The following is a 16377-nucleotide window of genomic DNA, read 5'->3' as shown; positions in this document are numbered from 1 at the left end:
ATTACGCCTGTTCCAGCGCCACTAAGCGCCATTCCTGATTGATCTGACGATGCATGGTATCAATCTGAGCCAGGGTCAGCTCGGCCAGTTCGTTGTCAAGGATCAGGTTGAGGTTATCGACACCGAGTTTGACTTCAACACTGTCGGAGGGCAGCTGGGTCAGACTCAGAGTGAGCCACTGCAACACTTTGACGTCTGGCGTGCGATACCCAAGCGTGGTGTTGGGTTTAGAATACACGCCCAGTAAAATCAGCTTGGGCTGACCATTTGCCAGCTTTTCGCCGGAATCCAGAAACACGCCAATTTCACCAATGGCGTATTCCAGCGGCGCTTCGAATTTGGCGGCCACTTTCAGGCTGCTGCTTTCGCCGTCGGTGTAATCCGAATCGGCAATTTCCACCAACTCTTTTTGAGAACGCAGCGTGGTTTGATTTTTAGACGGGGTGTAGCTTGCATCGCCAAAGGCCATATGGCTGATTTGCCCCTTAAAGCCTCTGGCACGCGCCGACAACAGCGCATCCAGCCCCACCTGAGTAAATTGCAAGGTTAATGCTGACATTACGTCACTCCTTGGAAATGAAAAGATTGAATATTCAGCGCATCTAGTCCTGAAGACAGCGCCAGTGCGCCGACCATAGAATCGGGCGTCACACCCGAGCTTTCGGCCTTCAGGCTGGCAGTATTTAAGGATTGCAGCTGTGCATGCGCTGCCATTACCCCCTCGCTCGGATCCGGAGTGATCCCCTCGCCCTCTGTACGCCAGCGCTGACAATTAAGTAAGTGCCCCGCTGCGGCTGTAGCCACAGCTCCCTGTGTCGAGTCTGGCGTCACCCCCAAACCCGTGGCTTTATAGTCGATAAGATTAAGCGCCGATTGTGCAGCTCCAAAAGGGGCCACGGATTCGCTCAGTGCGATACCCAGCTTTAAATCCACATGAATAGTGCCGCGCTTAACGGCATTGATCACCCGGCGGATTTTTTTCAGCATCAGGGGAGTCAGCAGTCCTTGCTGATGGTCGTCCAAATTCTGATTCACCAGTGCCCAGACTTTAATCGTCCCGGGCGGCATGACCTCACCTGAAGGGGTGTCCGCTCCTTCGGACTGCCACCACTCCTTGATCTCAGTAGCAATGTTTAAACTGTCGAGCGCTTTTTGCAGCGCGTAAGGGGTGCCCTTGTACTGGTGCACCGCAAAGGCATCACGGATAACCTGGCGTTTGAGTGTTTCTGACCAGGCTTCATCCCATTCATCCACTGACATCGCCCAGGCCAGCCAGGGTAACAAAGGCTCAGGACAGAGCATGGGATCCCAAAGCGCACGAAGCAGCAAGCGGATATCCTGTAAAATACAGGCATCCTGCAGCGCCCGGCGCTGTGCTTGTTCATCCAGGTAGTGGTGCCAGTTAGGGATCTTGAGTGCCCGGGCAAGCTCTGCAAGCTTAGGCGCCGGGCAAATCGCCTGATCCCACAGCAAGGTCAGTAGCAGACTGATATCCGCACTGACAAAGGCGATGTCGGTCGTGCTATTTAACCGCCACTGTGTGGCAAGGCGCTGGCGCTGCGCCTGGCTCCTGTTGCTGATATCCAGTGTATCTAGCAGTAATGCGCGTACCCGCTCAGGTCTTGCCATCTCGTCCGCTATCGCCCGGCTCAGCGCCGATGCATTGGTTGGCAATAATTCATTCATCTTTGACCACCACAGTCACTTGCGTATGCTCACACCAGGCCGACTGAGTCTGTGTGACGGATACATTGTTGGCGGGAGACAGCAAGTTCACTTCATCTACTCCTTCACGGTGCAGCGCCGCGAATAAACCAGCGCGGGTCACTTTTTTCCCCAGTGCCCAGCGACTTGTCAGGTAAGCTTGTAATGCGTCCTCGGCCGCCTGACGGATAGCTTCGGCAGACGGTCCGGGTAACACAATCAGCTGGGCGTTAACCGTAAAGGGCACAATTTGTGCGCTATGTACAGTTACTCTGTCTCCGAGTGGTCTCACTTGCGAGGCACCCTGGTGCTCCCATCCCTGGGCAGCAAAATGTTTACCCACCTTGTCGAGCAACGCCTGCGTGGGCGTACCGCCCCCTTCGTTGCTCAAAATAGTCAGGGTGATCTCACACGGCGCCGGACTGTGCACCGTCACATCCCGAATGGCCGGGTCGAGCGACAAAGTATGAAAGGTATAGGCCGAGGCGCTGCCCGCGGTGTTTAACCCGTCGAAGGCCAGCTGAATACGCTGGCGAAACCGGGCATCACTTTCACCCTCGCCGCGCAGCAGGTTGTAGCGCGATGCAATGGCATCCAAATCCGCACTACTGGCGGTTGACAGCATCACACCCCGAACCGCCTCATTTGTCTGCTGAGTGTTTAACACCTGCTGATAGGCCAGTGTTTGTAGTAAAGCCGTCAGCGGATCGCTTTCCAGCTTAAGGGCATCGGCATACTGAGGGTGAGACGCCAAAAAACGCTGTTTGATTTCACTAAACTGTTGCTCGAAATCCACATCCTGCAGCAGGTCCGGTAAAGGCACCCGAGACAGGTCTGGTGTTGCAAATTGGCTCATCTCATCCTCGGTCTTTACAAAAAGGAATAAAAAAACCCGATTTGGCTCTGCATCAGTGCAGCACCGCATCGGGTTTATCACGGGAAGTCTGTTTTAATCTCTGTTAGCTTTCTCAAGCTTAGGTTTATCTTACTGATTTTATGGAATTAAAAACGGTCAATTCTGACCGGTTTAAATGCCACAGAGTAAGCCACCGTTGACCAGGCATAAAAAAACCACCAGTCGAAATACGAGCCGGTGGTTTTTAACTTGCGGATGCTTTACTTACAAAGTAACCGTTTACCTGGTTGCTTGACTTAAGTTTCTCAAGCTTAGGTGTATCTTACTGATTTTATGGGCAGAAAACCGGTCAAAAGTGACCTATTTAGGGGGATCTTGCAAAATATTACTAATGCCCTGAGCACGTTGCTGGATCTCTTGCAATACCGCCTCAGTGCCTTTGCCCTGATAAGGAAATTGCAGCTCACCTGCCGAGACTTTGTCACTGATGGTGCCCAGCAGTTGTGCACTGCTTTGTGCCGCTGATTTAAGATCTTCAAGCGACTGTGCACTTGAGATTGCTTTAACCAGATTGGCAAACTCAACCAGCAGCAGGTGTACCGTATCTGATGTGGTGCCCAGCAAAGACTCATTATCTGCTACCCGTTGTGTAATTTGACCTCGCTTGACTTGCTTTTCCAGGCTTGCCAGCATTGCCTGATGTGCTTCTGGGGTCGGAAATTGCTCCATGTCTGTGCTCCTATACTTTGATGTGCGGATAGTTAACAACGCGATCAACCGCGAATTTGGCATTGCCACCAAACTCGACGATATTCTGTGGCTGTTTACCACTTGAAAACAGAGCACTTGGGCGGTTAACGAAGCGCACAAATAGCTTTGTGTAAGGGTGCAGTTCAGCAATTTTTAGGAACGGAATTGTCACCATAATGGCATTGTCAGTCCATGACCCTGTTGGGTAAAGAGTCGTGCCCAGACGCTCCAACTCTGCATTGATCTGCTCGCTGGATGCCTCCTCATTGGTCAGCACAAACTGCATAAAAGTGCGGCTCCAGTCACTATCATATGTAGGCGAGTCTTTGTGATAACCGCCATCAAAGCTTAAACCATGTTTCAGATGTAACTTGGTAAGCGCACCATTAATCGGATACTGGTGATAGCCAATGCCAGTCACTGGTATACGTTTCCATTTGGACATATGCGGCTGATCCGGGTCTGCTTCAATCCCCAGAGATGTTTTGGAGTGTACAACCCCATCATAATAATTGATCCGCATATCCGAATGACTGGCAGCCAGGTTAGCGATAGCCTGATCCATACGTGCCTCAGCACCAGCAACCGTGGCGTTAATTGCGCCCATTTTTGCCGTTACTTCGCCGGTGAGGGTATTATTGGCCGCCACCAGTTCGCCATTGGCTTGTTGTAATGCCGCTATCCTTTGGTCAAGCGACAGTGAATTAGAAGTGCTCATTAACTTCTCTCCTTGTTTATTCTTTGGCCTGTGCAATTAAAAACCGTTAGGCAGGCCGTTGTGGCCATATCACCTGCTCGGGCGTTTCAAATGTTTCCGGCAGGTTGCGCAATGTCTGACGATAAGTTGCCCAGAGCTGTTGCTGCTCATTACTAAGTGGACTGTCTGTAACCTGAGTAAAGTCACTGTCAGCCAGTGCATTATCTCGCTGTTGACGAACCTCACACCAGGTCGTACAGACCCGCTTGACCTCATCGGGGTTGACCGGCTCTTCCATTGCAGATCTAGCGATATCTACTGCCTGCTGCTGCGATACCATGCCACCATGCAGCGCCACCAGGCGCTCATTCACATAAATTTTCATTCGCGATTCTCCTTACACTGAAATGTCTTCACCATGGGCAGACGCAATATGCGGGAAATAGCCCCATTTAGGGTTATTGCGGTCTAATGGTGCAAACCCCGCCACGGCGCCATACCAGGCAAACAAAACTTCGCCGCTGGGACTGTTTAAAATAGGATGGCTGTGTACATAAGCGCCGGGGTTACCACCATAATGATTACCACACAGACCCCATTCGTTCGTGAGACCATTAAAACCATTGCCATACGCCGAGCCAGACAGCAGTTTGGCATAGCAAGCAACCGTCACTTTGTTAGAGCCATGTATGATCTGATAGAACGCATAGGCCTCTTTTTCTGGATCTACAACAAGATCCTGCCAGCGCATTTTAATGATTCTAATCGGAGCAGGCTTCATATGCCTGTACCCGGCCATGCCCATGGCGGTTAATATTTCCTTCTCTTCATCGTCCCTGCTGGCCCACGGTATATCGGTTTCGATCGTGCGATATTCCTCGAAGCTGATATCAACATTAGGGTTGATAGTGTGATCAGCCAATTTGCCATCTGTCGTCAGGTGACCAAACTGATTTTTGGTCAGGCGAATAAAGGGCATTTCCTGGCGTGCATCCGACACATAGCTATTGACTGTATTGCTCGCCTGCGCCAGCTTACTGGTCACTTCGGTTCTGGCTTCATTCAGTGCGGTATTAATTTCGCCCATTTTGCCAGTGACCGTTGCCGTCAGAGCGTTGTTGGCACTCACGAGTTCACTGTTGGTTTGTTGCAGCTCAGAGATCCGTTGCTCCATAGATTTGTTGTCTGTACTGCTCATTTTAAACTCCCAGTTTCAGTAAGCGATCGTTAAATTGAATTTGTCGATGATTTGACTGCACCTGGGCAATCGCCATATTGGTTTGCGCCTGGGTCATCGCCAGGAATTCTGGTGCATAAAAGAGATTCAGATCACCGCTGGTATTGACGGTTAAATGCTCATAAGGCACCGCCGTGACTGTCAGGTCAAAGCCCTGCACCACCCGGGCAACCGGAGTCTGATAAAATAAGACGTTTTCAGGGTGAGACCAGATTGCAAACAAGGTTTTGCGTGCATCGTCGGAGTGGTCGTTGAGATAAAAGCCCACTTCGCGAACGGCATATTCCTTATCGTCAGTGAACACACCGGACAGATGAAACTGGCCGTCACCAACCACCCGGCCATCGGTGACCGGCACATTGTTACGTTCATTTTGCAGACGTGTCTGGGTGCGGGTTGGCACATAGCCTTTGTCGCCCACGCCGATGCGCCCAATCTCAAGCTGAATACCATGGGTCTGGGCATTCACGGCGGCATTGATCCCCGCCTGGGTAATAATGGGTGTATAGATACTCATAGGTAGCCTAAACAGTTGTCATCATGACCTGTTGCAGCTGTGTAATCGCCATCCCGTCAGCCATCCACACGCCGCTGTTCAGTTGCACCTGCGCAGTCTGACGAAAACAGGGGGTGGATACTGACAGAGACTGACCAGCCCCTGACAGGTGTGTTGATGAAGGTGAAAAAGAAAAATCGTAATGCTCAGACCATTGCCCTGTCTGAGCGCTCAGTGAGTTTGCGCCCGAAGCCAGACCCAGCGTCTGAGTTTGCGTCACGCCAACACTAAACTGGATCTGGCTACGACAGGGTTTGGTTGCAGCGACGTTTTGCCACAGCTGAGCCTGAAGTTTTGGCGTAAGTAAAGTGTTGCCCTGTGGGTCCAGGTTGTCATGGGCCAGTGCCAGTAACTCAGCACTGTGCGGCACACCGCCAGTTTGCCACCACTCGTGTAGCTCAACACTGACATTCAGACTGCTGAGTGACTGTTTGATGGCACCGACGGTGCCTTTGATCCTGTGATTCGGCACACTGTCCGCGATGACCTGACGCTGTATCTGTTCAGGCCAGCGACTGTCCCAGCTATCTACACTCAGGCCATCGGCCAGCCAGGGCAGAAAATGTGCCGGGCAATGCCAGGGATCCCATAAGGTGGCAAGCGGCACCGGGACCTGCTCGATGCGCGCTGCCACCCTGTCCAGGGTCTGCTCCAGTTTGGTTGCCTGGTTAGGCAGCAAGGATTCAGACATGCTCGCCTCCGATATTCACCTCAATCGCGGAGCAATAGGCGGCTTCATCCTGGCCAACGGTGATATCCCACTGAGGCTCCAGCAGTTCAACCCGTTGCACGCCCTCGCGATGCAATACTGCATACAAGGCAGACAGGGAAATATCATGGCCGAGCTGACGGTGTTCATCAAGCCACCGCGCAGTCACTTCTTTAGCTTGCTGCACAATGGCATCACCATCCATGCCCGGATACAGATACAAACGAGCGTCAATGGTAAAGGGTTTGATTGTTGCAGGCTTCACCCGCACCCGATCGGTTAACGGCCGGATCTCATCCTGATTGAGATAGGCCTGAACCGTGTTCAGTAAAGCAGTCGATGCCAGCCCGGAGCCTTCATCACTGAGGATTGTCACTGCAACATCGCCGGGCATAGGGTCAACCAGCCCGGCGTTATACCGGCAATTCAGCACAAACGCTTCTGTCGAGTCAGCTATATCTGCTCGTTCAAACTCCGGTGCTGACACATAGACATCCCGCACCAGTGGCGATGCTTTCATTGCATGAAACACATAGGCGCCGAGAGGACCGGCCGTGCTGAAGCCCTCCAGTGCCAGCCGGATCCGCTCACGGTATCGTTCATCCGCTTCGTAACTCGATGGTACAGCCGGCGAGGCAGCAGCATCACCCGGCGAAATCACCACGCGCTCCACACCAAAACGCGCGCCGAGATAGTCCAGCTCAGCGCTGCTGGCTTTGGCCAGCAACACCGACTCTGCCGCCTCGTTAATGCGCTGGCGCAGTAACATCTCACGATAGGCAAAGGTTTCTATCAGCTTAACAGCCGGGTCGCTGGCATAATCCAGCATCGCCTCACCATAGCGCTGCTTAAAATCCGCCAGTATGGCAGATTTAATGTCGTCGAAGCTCAAAGGTTCAATTAACGCCGGGGTTGGCAATCGTGCCAGGTCGAAGGCACTGAAGTTGGTCAGAGACATAGCAGCTCCGATAAAATAGGTGAAAACAAGCAGGTAAAAGGAAAGAAAACGCTAGAATATAGGCAACTTACAGCAGCTCACTAACACCATTCGCGCGCTCAATCACCTCTTCTTTCACTACGTCCAATCCTTTGACCTGATAAGGGAAGCGCAACTCATTGTTGCCAACTTTGGTTTCTATATCACCAATGGCTTGTTTCATAGACACAACCGACGCGTTAACCTCGTCCATATCACGGGCTTCTGACAGTTTATTGACAAAGCCGCTCAGTTCATGCAGTAAAACGTGGGCAATATCGGTGGCCGTGCCGGTCAGTGAGGCACTATCCGCAACAAAATAGTTAATTTTATTACGCAAGGTATTCTTTGCCTGCTCTACCCCATCATGATCCACCAGCTGTGGTTTTTCAGTTATATTTTCATTCAGCATCATGTCCTCCTTGTACTTGCTCAGCATCAGACTCAATCACTTCAATATCACCCGCTTTGAGCAACCGGCCGTTACCCACTCTCATTGCGTCAACACTGAAGGTTAAGAAATGTTTGTGTGTAAATGACAAACGACAATAAACATGGTCATCACTACCGACATACAAAGTCGGTAAGTGGCTTCCTATTGCTTGCTTTTTTATTAACTCTCCAATACGCGCGTAGGAATAGCCAACAAAGGTTGCATCCACAACCTTGCCTTCATGGTAAGCATAACCGCGCACTTTGAGGTGAAACATCTCATCATGTGTTTTAACGTTCAGCGGCAAACGCAAATGCACTTTCGTGGGTCCTGAGCCACTTGTAAAGAAATGTGCTATGCCCATTGACAAAGTGCCTAAGCCCCCGTCACCGATGACCGTTAAATCATCCAGTGAACTATCCACTCGGGCCTTTTGCTGTGCAACAAAGCTGTTTACTTCCGTCATTTTGCTACTGACGGTGTTATTAATACTCTCAATTTGATTATCTACTGTGCTGGCCAGCGCTTCAGACGCTTCAACCAGGCTGGCAATATCATGCTCTAATGCCATCGTTCTCTCCGATAGGATTTGATTTTTAATCAATACGTTTAAAAAGGAATACCTGAGGAAATCAGGTATTCAGGCATGAAGCCCTGAAGGTGGTAAGGTGATTAGTCACTAAGCAGGTTGTTTACACCGTTGGCACGCTCCAGTATTTCCTGTTTAACCGACGCCAGACCTTTAGTCTGATATGGGAAGGTCAGCTCACCTGTTGCCACCTGGCCTCCAATATCACCAATGGCAGTTTGGATGTCAGTAGCCGAGCCAATGACCTCATCCAGCGTGCGTGCCGCAGCCAGTTTATTCACAAACACACTGAGTTCATTGAGCAACAGATGGGTGGTGTCCGACGTTGTGCCAAGCAAAGACTGAGTATCGGCTACTTGCTTTTCCAGCTCGCTACGGATCTGAACACGATCCTTCAATTGCTGTTCTGAGTCGCTTAGCTCAATTGCATACTCGCTGTGCTGACCGTAGTTTTCTTCCACAAACTGGGCAACCACGGCCGGTGGTGTAAAGGGGTCAAGGAATTGCTCTACGACCTGATTATTCACGATAAGTTGTGCCATGTTTCACTCCTAGGGTAAAGTTGGGGTTGGTTGATGCTCATAGGCAGACACTGCACTGTCTCCCAGATAAGGGAACTGGCCCCAGGCGTTCGCAATTGGCACATTGCCCGTTACCACCGCAGGTAATGCGATCTGGATCACCGTTGTTTCAGACAAGTCGAGGTCTTTACCATGGATATAGGGATGGCAATGTGTATATAAGTTTCGATTACTATGGGATATGCCACCACCGCATACCTTAGCCGGTGCATTTGCTTCTAAACCACTGCACCAAAATGCGGTTGGAACCGCACCACGAATGTGCTTTACTACCGCCGCACAAGTCACGTAGGTAGGACGACGCAGATACTGATACATCATGTAGGAATAGGTTTTAACCGTGTCTCCGTTCTCGTTGGTCACGTTTCGATAAGGCAGATACTCCATTTCCCAGATATTAAAGTTTTTGGCAAAGTACTTGGTATCTGAACCAATTGCGCGTAAAAACTCGCGCGCAAGATCAGTTCTGTTCTGCGGCTCAACGCCCGTTTCTACGGTTTCAACCAACCTAGCTTGCTTTAGATAGCCCGCACTCCAATCTTTGGGAAACGAGCCGTCTTCTTTAGGGACTAATGCCTGGTTCTTTGTCACCCGAAAATGCGACTGAGACTCCGTGTACCTACTCAGCTGCGCATCTACTTTTGCAAGGTGCTGGTTTGCTTTTGTCTCACTTGCACTGAGTGCTGCACTGAGCGCGCTATCAATACTCTGGATTTTGTTATCTACCGTGCTGGTCAGCGCTTCAGAGGCTTCAACCAGGCTGGCAATATCGTGTTCTAATGCCATAGTTTTCTCCATTTAAAATTGGAATTAAAAAGTTAAATAAAATTAGGTTCTTGGAAACTGGGCTTTAATGGCGTTACGCGCCCCCAGCCAGTGCTCACGGGCTTTACCCGCTTGTGGACTGTGTTCGCCGTATTCCGCGCAGGCAGCCAGAAACTGAAAAGCCAGGCCATCGCTGTGCTGCTGATATCCCTGTATCCGGGCGGCATCCACCTGCGCCTGATGCTGCAGTGCTTTGGCCTGTTTGAGCAGTTTAATGGCTTCCTCGGCCAGCTGTTGTGCGCGCTGCGGCGCATTTTTTGCGAACGGGTTATGTTCTGTCATTGTTTTGCTTCCTTTGGTGCGCTGAGCGGATGCTTACAGCACCCCGTTGTCCATCAGTGCAAATTTCAGCTTAAGATGGCGGTTCATGTTGCCAATTTGCGCTGCGCCCATCTTGGCCAGCTCCGGGGCCACCAAAATATTGAACTCCACGCCCTGATCGATCACAGTGATCGAGTCGGCAGGCACCCCTGTCAGGGTTAAGTCGAACGCCAGCAATAGCTCAATATCATTGGATTTATAAGCAATAGGTTCATCGGAAGAGTACACAGCGAACAACACATACTGGATCTCTCCATTCACTTCTTCCTCGGTGTAAAAGCCAATTTCGTTGACGAAAAACCCGTCTCCCTCCACCTGCTCGGCATCGCGCACGGTCAGATGAAGCTGTTTATCATCAGCCAGGGTTTTAGCACTGGCCAGGTCCAGCCTGTACTTTTCATCCTGCAAGCGGGTGATCCCTTCATGTGGCTGATAGCTGCCGCTGCCCAGGCCCACTTTGCTGATCTTGGCCTTAAAGCCGCCTTGTTGCGCCCTGAACAGCGCCGATAAGCCCGCCGAGGTGATCACGGGCTGTAACAAAATACTCATTAGTCCTAACTCCTTTATGCAGGTGCGCCGAGCGTGCCATAGCAACGCACAGCACTCACCCGACGGCGGCTGATGTGCAGCAAGGGCGCAGCGCAACTGGTACTATTAATAAAATGATCGGGAATACGCTGATCCGTAAGTCCCCTGAAACGAACCACCTGAAGCGGTTTGCGGGTAATGCTCAGTGTCTGATCCAGCGCACCGCGCCAGTGACAGCGGCGCACTTTGGCGCTCTCGATAACCTGTCTGAGCACCTGATAGCGCGTGCGCGATAAATTGGCGGCCATCGGCAACTCACCATGTGCGGTACGGTGGCGCAGTTTATCCACCCCGCTTCGGTGCCTGAGCACCTGATAGCGGCTGCGCGACAGGTTAGCCGCCACAGACAAACCAGCCTGGCTGCTTCGCTGTTTGGCTTTGTCGCCAATACAGGGCTCCACCGCCGCATACATCCGCTTGTGTGTGATCGGGTGAACGATTGCGCCTGCCGCCGCACCACTGGCCATTTTCATCCCAACCAGAAAATCAAAATGGGCCTTTTGTGGCTTGGTCTGGTTAGTCACCCGATAAATGGCGTCGTACAGCGTCTGGTCCAGCTTGATAGCCCGGCTGGTGTAAGGCAGTGCATTGGCCCAGGCGATAAACACAAAGGTATGCGGCTCCTTGCTTAGGTAAGGAGCCAGGTAGACATCATCGGTATCCTCAAACCACTCGAAAAACTCCAGCTCCAGACCGAGTGAGGACAGTGCCCGCTTAACCGAGCCCACTGTTCCTTTATGCTTATGGATAGGCACTGAGCGGGCGATCAATGCCCGCTTGGTCTCGCTCGGCCAGCTTTCATCCCACTCATCCACCGACAGCGCCCAGGCCAGCCAGGGCAACAATGATTCCGGGCAGCTTTGTGGATCCCACAGTTTGGCTATCTGCTCTGGCACAACCCCACGCTCGGTGCACTGTGTTACTTCGCTCAAGCCACGTTCCAGTACGCTTGCGCCGGGCGGCAATAATTGTGTTGTCGCAGTCATTGCCCCTCCTATAAAAACGACAGTTGCAGTGACAAACTCACGGCCTGTGTTGCCTCAGGCGTTATGTCATCCGAGGGCGACAAGAGCTTGATTTTGCGCACCCCGCCCTGGTGCAACATATCGATAATGGCTGAATGTGGGATCTCTTTGCCCAGGCGGGTATGTGCGCGGTTGAAATCGTCCATAGCCGTATCAATTGCCAGCCTGACCTGAGCCTCATTCACACCCGGATTGAGGTAGATATGTGCATCAACCACCACATTGGTTGGCCGTGTAACCGTTACCTGCACCTGATCTGTCAGTGGCCGAACATCTTCATGGTTAAGATGTGCCGACACCGCAGCCTGCACCGCCGTCCGATCTGCCCCCAACTCAGTGAGCACCGTGACCTCCACCACACCCGGCGTATTTGAGGCCACATGCACATCCCGCACTCGCGGGTCAGCCGACATCGCCTGAAACTGATAAGCCCCATTGGTGCCAGCCATACTGTGGCTTTCTAATGACAGGGGAATGCGGGCGCGGTAACGTTCATCGCTCTCCCCTTGCGAGCGGACAACACCAAACAGGGCACCCAAGTGATCCAGGTTGCTTCCTGCCGCAAAGGCCAGCATCACAGCCTGGGCAGCGTCGTTAACTCTTTGCCTTAACAGTAATTCCCGATAAGCGGCAACCTCCAGGACTTTGACTGCCGGATCAGACGCCAATAGCGTGTGTTCCGGCAGGCGTTCGGTGATAGCGCTTATGAGCGCTTGGCGGATTTCGTCGTAATTTAGTGTTTCTATCACCGCTGGGGGAGCCAGGCGTGATAAGTCAATCGCGGTATTCATAAGTCAATTCCTCAGGCAAAATCGTCCCGCCCGGACAAGATTGTTCAGGTCAATTCAGTCATTAAAAGGACGAGGCAGAATGCTTTGGCGGTGCAACCTGATGCAGATGTGCTGCATCGACTGTGCCCTTAGCTAGCCGTTATTGCGTTTTGCACTCAACAGGGCGTCGAGTTTTTTGTCGATAGAATCCAGACGCTTTTCGATGCGCTTCTGGTCCTCTTTGCGGATCTGCTTTAAATGTGCCAGCTCCTGTGAGTTTGTGGTGATCCGTTTATCCAGATCGTTTAGATATAAAATGCCCGACACCACCAATGCAATGGTGGTCAGGATATGAGCCAGATTCAGCTCCTTTTTCATTTGCCATTGATCGGCTTGCATGGTTTGGCCACCTCCTCATTCATAGTTACCCCCAGCAATTTAAGACTGCCACTGGCCACTGAGCATTTGCTGAGCCAGCTCCTGCGCCCGCTCTGGCACCTGGCGAGCCCAGCGGCTGTCCAGCATTTCCAGTGCAGCACGCTCAAAATCGCCACTTTGCACTGCCTCAAGCATCTTTTTGAAGCCCAGCAATCCCTGCATCCCCAAATTAAACGCCATATTGGTCAGTACGGCCTGCCTGGCCTCGTTGCAGTGCACTGTGTCTATGCGGCGCCGCACGCCGGCCTGTGCATTGGCCACATCCTGTGCCAGCAACTGTTCCGCTTCTTCCTCTGCGATGCCGTTCTGTTCCAGATTTCTGCCATACCCTATGGTCAGCTTGCCCGCTGTGCAGTAGTAAGGGAAACGGCGAAACCCTTCATGCTTCTTTAACTGCTCAACCGTGTTCATAATGGTCATACTTGCTCCTTATGGATGACATAAGCTCTGGAGCAGGCTTCTTTCTGCTTTCACCAGCCAAAACTCCATCGACCGTTTGGAGTCAAATCCCAGAGTTTTAGCAACCAGGGCAATATCCCCCTCAACCAGATACTTGCCTCGCAGCGCCCGAATACATTCAGGTCGCAACCTGGCAATGCACTGTGTCAGTGTTTCAATTTCTTCAGGCACCGTCATCATGTCGCTGCTGATGTAGCCTGCACCAGAATCACCTACCCGTTCGGTCACAGCCTGACGGCTAAACCCTTTACCCAGCTCTTTGGTACGCCAGAATCGACCCCAGCGCTTTAACGCGGTGCGCAGCTGCTTAATGGTTGGTTGTGTCATCATCATTGATCTTTCCTATTACTTCTAAAATATCGAGCGAGTACACATCCTCCACCAGACCGACTACATCGTTCCATCTGGGGCTGTACTCTTTGTTTTCCCAACGCCTTAATGTACGCTCCTCAACACCATAGTGCGCAGCCGATTCGGCCTGCGTATAACCTCGAAGACGCCGGGCAAAGCGAAGAATATCGGCACCCAAAGGCGTTTTTCGTTGCGGTGTAAGCCGCGACTGTGCGTGCATAAATTGCTTCATCGTTTTCCTTATACTGTGAAGTCATTTGTTAAACAGAACGCTCCCTGACAGACAGCCACTAGCATGCTGTGTCATCCCTGGCGTCTTTCGTCACTGTCATTTTTTGGGTTATTGAGTTGATGCGAGAGCGGACCGGGTGTTAGTACGCTAAAAATGGGCGGTTTGCTGTCCCAATTCATTGAGTGGTACACCCACTGGACGTGATGTGCACTGGTGCAAATATCGCATCACATGTTTACAACTCCATGTCGTAGCTTTATCAAGCTTAGACACATAATACCCGTTCCCCCGATTCAAAACAGGTCAATAATGCCCTAACAATTATAAAGTTAAAAAAATCAAGCAAGTTGAATTCAAGATTGAGTAATAAAGCCACCAGACGAAAACAAGTTGAAACATAAAATAACAAAAGTAAATATAACAACAATAGATTGCTTCTTTAATGCAGTATGCCAGACAAACATTGCCCCCATGCACCGCATTCACTAAAATAACCACATCTAAACAAAGAGAAGCAAAATTCATGGCTCAATATATCTATACAATGTCGCGGGTGAGCAAAGTAGTGCCACCCAAACGCACAATCTTAAAAGATATTTCTCTGTGCTTTTTTCCGGGTGCCAAAATCGGTGTGCTCGGTCTAAATGGTGCGGGTAAATCAACCCTGTTACGCATTATGGCCGGGGTCGATACCGAGTTTGAAGGAGAAGCACGTCCACAACCTGGCACCAAAATTGGTTACCTGCCGCAGGAGCCAGTGCTGGATGAAAGCAAAACTGTGCGCGAAACCATTGAAGAAGCAGTGGGTGAAGTAAAACGCGCACTGAGCCGCCTGGACGAAGTTTACGCCGAGTACGCAATGGAAGACGCCGACTTCGATGCTCTGGCCAAAGAACAAGGCGAACTGGAAGCGATTATTCAGGCCCATGATGGTCACAATCTGGACAACGCCCTGGAGCGTGCTGCCGATGCACTGCGCTTACCGGAGTGGGATGCTAAAATTGAGCACCTGTCAGGGGGTGAACGTCGCCGGGTTGCAATTTGTCGTCTGTTACTTGAAAAACCAGACATGCTGTTACTGGACGAACCGACCAACCACCTGGATGCCGAGTCGGTTGCCTGGTTAGAGCGCTTCTTACACGATTACGAAGGCACTGTGGTTGCCATTACCCACGACCGTTACTTCCTCGACAATGTTGCGGGTTGGATCCTCGAACTGGACCGTGGCCATGGTATTCCATGGGAAGGCAACTACTCTTCATGGCTGGAGCAAAAAGATGCGCGTCTGAAGCAAGAAGAGAAGTCTGAAAAAGCACGCCAGAAGTCGATTGAGAAAGAACTTGAGTGGGTTCGCTCTAATCCGAAAGGCCGTCAGGCTAAATCAAAAGCCCGTATGGCACAGTTTAGCGAGTTGCAGCAGTCGGATTATCAGAAGCGTAACGAAACCAACGAGCTGTTTATTCCACCGGGTCCGCGTCTGGGCGATCAGGTCATTGAAGTGAACAACCTGACCAAGAGCTTTGGCGACCGCGTCCTGATCGACAACTTGAGCTTCTCGGTACCAAAAGGCGCAATCGTTGGGATCATTGGTGCCAACGGTGCTGGTAAGTCGACGCTGTTCAGAATGTTAAGCGGCCAACACCAGCCAGACAGCGGTGAGATTGTACTGGGTGAGACCGTGCAGCTGGCCACCGTTGAGCAGTTCCGTGATGACATGGACGGCAATAATACCGTATTCCAGGAAGTGTCAGACGGTCAGGACATCCTGAAAATTGGCAACTTTGAAGTACCCAGCCGTGCTTATGTGGGCCGCTTTAACTTCAAGGGTAACGACCAGCAGAAGTTCGTAAAAGAGCTTTCCGGTGGTGAGCGCAACCGACTGCACCTGGCTAAACTGCTCAAAGCAGGTGGTAACGTGATCTTGCTGGATGAGCCTACCAACGACCTGGATGTAGAAACCCTGCGAGCACTGGAAAACGCCATTCTGGAATTCCCGGGCTGCGTTATGTGTATCTCGCACGACCGCTGGTTCCTCGACCGGATAGCGACACACATTCTGGATTACCGTGACGAAGGTCAGGTGAACTTCTTCGACGGTAACTACACCGAATACGAAGAGTGGCTGAAAAAGACCTATGGCGCCGAAGCCGCTGAGCCAAAGCGTATTAAATACAAGAAAATTGGCTGATAACCCATAGCGCCAGATAAAAGCCCTGATTTTCGGGGCTTTTTTATACCTGCTCTGAACTGGAATTTGCTCTGCAAAGTGGAGAGTCGGCA

The 16377-nt window shown here is 51.4% G+C and carries 23 protein-coding genes; 1 reads left to right on the top strand and 22 read right to left on the bottom strand.

All coding sequences use genetic code 11. From position 1 onward, the window contains the following. Position 1: 1 nt before the first annotated feature. From TW77_RS14065 to TW77_RS13960, 22 genes are all read right to left on the bottom strand, one after another. Positions 2-559, bottom strand: a complete 558-nt coding sequence (locus TW77_RS14065) for a hypothetical protein (RefSeq protein ID WP_046005610.1) — start codon at positions 557-559, stop codon at positions 2-4. Beyond that, entirely contained in the window at positions 559-1686 is a 1128-nt protein-coding gene (locus tag TW77_RS14060) for a phage tail protein I (protein ID WP_046005609.1), read from the bottom strand. The genes TW77_RS14065 and TW77_RS14060 overlap by 1 nt, the downstream gene beginning before the upstream one ends. After that, entirely contained in the window at positions 1679-2560 is an 882-nt protein-coding gene (locus tag TW77_RS14055) for a baseplate assembly protein (protein ID WP_046005608.1), read from the bottom strand. The genes TW77_RS14060 and TW77_RS14055 overlap by 8 nt, the downstream gene beginning before the upstream one ends. A 360-nt stretch (positions 2561-2920) precedes the next feature. Further along, the gene (locus TW77_RS14050) at positions 2921-3289 is read right to left on the bottom strand and encodes a hypothetical protein (protein ID WP_046005607.1); all 369 of its coding nucleotides are present in this window, start codon (positions 3287-3289) and stop codon (positions 2921-2923) included. Between the two features lie 10 nt (positions 3290-3299). Next, a complete protein-coding gene (locus tag TW77_RS14045) occupies positions 3300-4028 on the bottom strand; it encodes a hypothetical protein (RefSeq protein WP_046005606.1) in 729 nt (242 codons plus the stop codon). Positions 4029-4074: 46 nt separating this feature from the next. After that, positions 4075-4392 (bottom strand): tail fiber assembly protein, encoded by a 318-nt coding sequence (locus tag TW77_RS14040; RefSeq protein WP_052713192.1) that lies wholly within the window; start codon positions 4390-4392, stop codon positions 4075-4077. Between the two features lie 12 nt (positions 4393-4404). Next, a complete protein-coding gene (locus TW77_RS14035) occupies positions 4405-5205 on the bottom strand; it encodes a hypothetical protein (protein WP_046005605.1) in 801 nt (266 codons plus the stop codon). Position 5206: 1 nt separating this feature from the next. Then, positions 5207-5761: a phage tail protein gene (locus TW77_RS14030; protein ID WP_046005604.1), complete on the bottom strand. Its 555-nt coding sequence runs from the start codon at positions 5759-5761 to the stop codon at positions 5207-5209. Between the two features lie 7 nt (positions 5762-5768). After that, positions 5769-6491: a phage tail protein I gene (locus TW77_RS14025; protein ID WP_052713191.1), complete on the bottom strand. Its 723-nt coding sequence runs from the start codon at positions 6489-6491 to the stop codon at positions 5769-5771. Further along, on the bottom strand, positions 6484-7467 hold the full coding sequence (locus tag TW77_RS14020) for a baseplate assembly protein (protein ID WP_046005603.1): 984 nt from the start codon (positions 7465-7467) through the stop codon (positions 6484-6486). The genes TW77_RS14025 and TW77_RS14020 overlap by 8 nt, the downstream gene beginning before the upstream one ends. A 67-nt stretch (positions 7468-7534) precedes the next feature. Then, positions 7535-7900 (bottom strand): hypothetical protein, encoded by a 366-nt coding sequence (locus TW77_RS14015; RefSeq protein WP_162197960.1) that lies wholly within the window; start codon positions 7898-7900, stop codon positions 7535-7537. Then, positions 7887-8489, bottom strand: a complete 603-nt coding sequence (locus TW77_RS14010; RefSeq protein ID WP_046005602.1) for a hypothetical protein — start codon at positions 8487-8489, stop codon at positions 7887-7889. The genes TW77_RS14015 and TW77_RS14010 overlap by 14 nt, the downstream gene beginning before the upstream one ends. Positions 8490-8590: 101 nt before the next feature. Further along, on the bottom strand, positions 8591-9049 hold the full coding sequence (locus tag TW77_RS14005; protein WP_046005601.1) for a hypothetical protein: 459 nt from the start codon (positions 9047-9049) through the stop codon (positions 8591-8593). 9 nt (positions 9050-9058) lie between these two features. Then, on the bottom strand, positions 9059-9874 hold the full coding sequence (locus tag TW77_RS14000; RefSeq protein WP_046005600.1) for a hypothetical protein: 816 nt from the start codon (positions 9872-9874) through the stop codon (positions 9059-9061). A 42-nt stretch (positions 9875-9916) separates the two neighbouring features. Continuing rightward, positions 9917-10195 carry a hypothetical protein gene (locus tag TW77_RS13995; RefSeq protein ID WP_052713189.1) on the bottom strand — a complete coding sequence of 93 codons (279 nt, stop codon included), beginning with the start codon at positions 10193-10195 and terminating at the stop codon, positions 9917-9919. A 33-nt stretch (positions 10196-10228) separates the two neighbouring features. Next, positions 10229-10783 (bottom strand): phage tail protein, encoded by a 555-nt coding sequence (locus TW77_RS13990; protein ID WP_046005599.1) that lies wholly within the window; start codon positions 10781-10783, stop codon positions 10229-10231. A gap of 14 nt (positions 10784-10797) precedes the next feature. Continuing rightward, entirely contained in the window at positions 10798-11808 is a 1011-nt protein-coding gene (locus TW77_RS24830) for a phage tail protein I (RefSeq protein WP_082078931.1), read from the bottom strand. 8 nt (positions 11809-11816) lie between these two features. Next, positions 11817-12638 carry a baseplate assembly protein gene (locus tag TW77_RS13980; protein ID WP_046005598.1) on the bottom strand — a complete coding sequence of 274 codons (822 nt, stop codon included), beginning with the start codon at positions 12636-12638 and terminating at the stop codon, positions 11817-11819. 132 nt (positions 12639-12770) lie between these two features. Beyond that, a complete protein-coding gene (locus TW77_RS13975) occupies positions 12771-13016 on the bottom strand; it encodes a hypothetical protein (protein WP_046005597.1) in 246 nt (81 codons plus the stop codon). 39 nt (positions 13017-13055) lie between these two features. Continuing rightward, positions 13056-13475, bottom strand: a complete 420-nt coding sequence (locus tag TW77_RS13970) for a glycoside hydrolase family protein (protein ID WP_046005596.1) — start codon at positions 13473-13475, stop codon at positions 13056-13058. 9 nt (positions 13476-13484) lie between these two features. Beyond that, the gene (locus tag TW77_RS13965) at positions 13485-13847 is read right to left on the bottom strand and encodes a hypothetical protein (protein ID WP_046005595.1); all 363 of its coding nucleotides are present in this window, start codon (positions 13845-13847) and stop codon (positions 13485-13487) included. Then, positions 13822-14097: a helix-turn-helix domain-containing protein gene (locus TW77_RS13960; RefSeq protein WP_046005594.1), complete on the bottom strand. Its 276-nt coding sequence runs from the start codon at positions 14095-14097 to the stop codon at positions 13822-13824. Before TW77_RS13960 ends, TW77_RS13965 begins: the two co-directional genes overlap by 26 nt. A gap of 523 nt (positions 14098-14620) precedes the next feature. Between TW77_RS13960 and ettA the strand changes: the two genes are divergently transcribed. Continuing rightward, positions 14621-16285: an energy-dependent translational throttle protein EttA gene (gene ettA / locus TW77_RS13955; protein WP_046005593.1), complete on the top strand. Its 1665-nt coding sequence runs from the start codon at positions 14621-14623 to the stop codon at positions 16283-16285. The last annotated feature ends 92 nt before the right edge of the window (positions 16286-16377 follow it).

Origin of the sequence: Pseudoalteromonas rubra (genome assembly GCF_000967655.1) — a bacterium.
Taxonomy (GTDB): Bacteria; Pseudomonadota; Gammaproteobacteria; order Enterobacterales; family Alteromonadaceae; genus Pseudoalteromonas; species Pseudoalteromonas rubra_A.
The sequence above is the reverse complement of the archived record's forward strand: the minus strand, read 5'-3'. Positions and strand labels throughout refer to the sequence as shown.

Excerpts from the sequence above, each read along its gene's own strand:
- ettA (WP_046005593.1), top strand. The coding sequence starts at position 14,621 with ATGGCTCAATATATCTATACAATGTCGCGGGTGAGCAAAGTAGTGCCA.
- TW77_RS14065 (WP_046005610.1), bottom strand. The coding sequence starts at position 559 with ATGTCAGCATTAACCTTGCAATTTACTCAGGTGGGGCTGGATGCGCTG.
- TW77_RS14060 (WP_046005609.1), bottom strand. The coding sequence starts at position 1,686 with ATGAATGAATTATTGCCAACCAATGCATCGGCGCTGAGCCGGGCGATA.
- TW77_RS14035 (WP_046005605.1), bottom strand. The coding sequence starts at position 5,205 with ATGAGCAGTACAGACAACAAATCTATGGAGCAACGGATCTCTGAGCTG.
- TW77_RS13970 (WP_046005596.1), bottom strand. The coding sequence starts at position 13,475 with ATGACCATTATGAACACGGTTGAGCAGTTAAAGAAGCATGAAGGGTTT.
- TW77_RS14010 (WP_046005602.1), bottom strand. The coding sequence starts at position 8,489 with ATGGCATTAGAGCATGATATTGCCAGCCTGGTTGAAGCGTCTGAAGCG.
- TW77_RS14020 (WP_046005603.1), bottom strand. The coding sequence starts at position 7,467 with ATGTCTCTGACCAACTTCAGTGCCTTCGACCTGGCACGATTGCCAACC.
- TW77_RS14055 (WP_046005608.1), bottom strand. The coding sequence starts at position 2,560 with ATGAGCCAATTTGCAACACCAGACCTGTCTCGGGTGCCTTTACCGGAC.
- TW77_RS14005 (WP_046005601.1), bottom strand. The coding sequence starts at position 9,049 with ATGGCACAACTTATCGTGAATAATCAGGTCGTAGAGCAATTCCTTGAC.
- TW77_RS14040 (WP_052713192.1), bottom strand. The coding sequence starts at position 4,392 with ATGAAAATTTATGTGAATGAGCGCCTGGTGGCGCTGCATGGTGGCATG.
- TW77_RS14015 (WP_162197960.1), bottom strand. The coding sequence starts at position 7,900 with ATGATGCTGAATGAAAATATAACTGAAAAACCACAGCTGGTGGATCAT.
- TW77_RS13995 (WP_052713189.1), bottom strand. The coding sequence starts at position 10,195 with ATGACAGAACATAACCCGTTCGCAAAAAATGCGCCGCAGCGCGCACAA.
- TW77_RS14000 (WP_046005600.1), bottom strand. The coding sequence starts at position 9,874 with ATGGCATTAGAACACGATATTGCCAGCCTGGTTGAAGCCTCTGAAGCG.
- TW77_RS14050 (WP_046005607.1), bottom strand. The coding sequence starts at position 3,289 with ATGGAGCAATTTCCGACCCCAGAAGCACATCAGGCAATGCTGGCAAGC.
- TW77_RS13990 (WP_046005599.1), bottom strand. The coding sequence starts at position 10,783 with ATGAGTATTTTGTTACAGCCCGTGATCACCTCGGCGGGCTTATCGGCG.
- TW77_RS14045 (WP_046005606.1), bottom strand. The coding sequence starts at position 4,028 with ATGAGCACTTCTAATTCACTGTCGCTTGACCAAAGGATAGCGGCATTA.
- TW77_RS13965 (WP_046005595.1), bottom strand. The coding sequence starts at position 13,847 with ATGATGATGACACAACCAACCATTAAGCAGCTGCGCACCGCGTTAAAG.
- TW77_RS24830 (WP_082078931.1), bottom strand. The coding sequence starts at position 11,808 with ATGACTGCGACAACACAATTATTGCCGCCCGGCGCAAGCGTACTGGAA.
- TW77_RS13980 (WP_046005598.1), bottom strand. The coding sequence starts at position 12,638 with ATGAATACCGCGATTGACTTATCACGCCTGGCTCCCCCAGCGGTGATA.
- TW77_RS14030 (WP_046005604.1), bottom strand. The coding sequence starts at position 5,761 with ATGAGTATCTATACACCCATTATTACCCAGGCGGGGATCAATGCCGCC.
- TW77_RS14025 (WP_052713191.1), bottom strand. The coding sequence starts at position 6,491 with ATGTCTGAATCCTTGCTGCCTAACCAGGCAACCAAACTGGAGCAGACC.
- TW77_RS13960 (WP_046005594.1), bottom strand. The coding sequence starts at position 14,097 with ATGAAGCAATTTATGCACGCACAGTCGCGGCTTACACCGCAACGAAAA.
- TW77_RS13975 (WP_046005597.1), bottom strand. The coding sequence starts at position 13,016 with ATGCAAGCCGATCAATGGCAAATGAAAAAGGAGCTGAATCTGGCTCAT.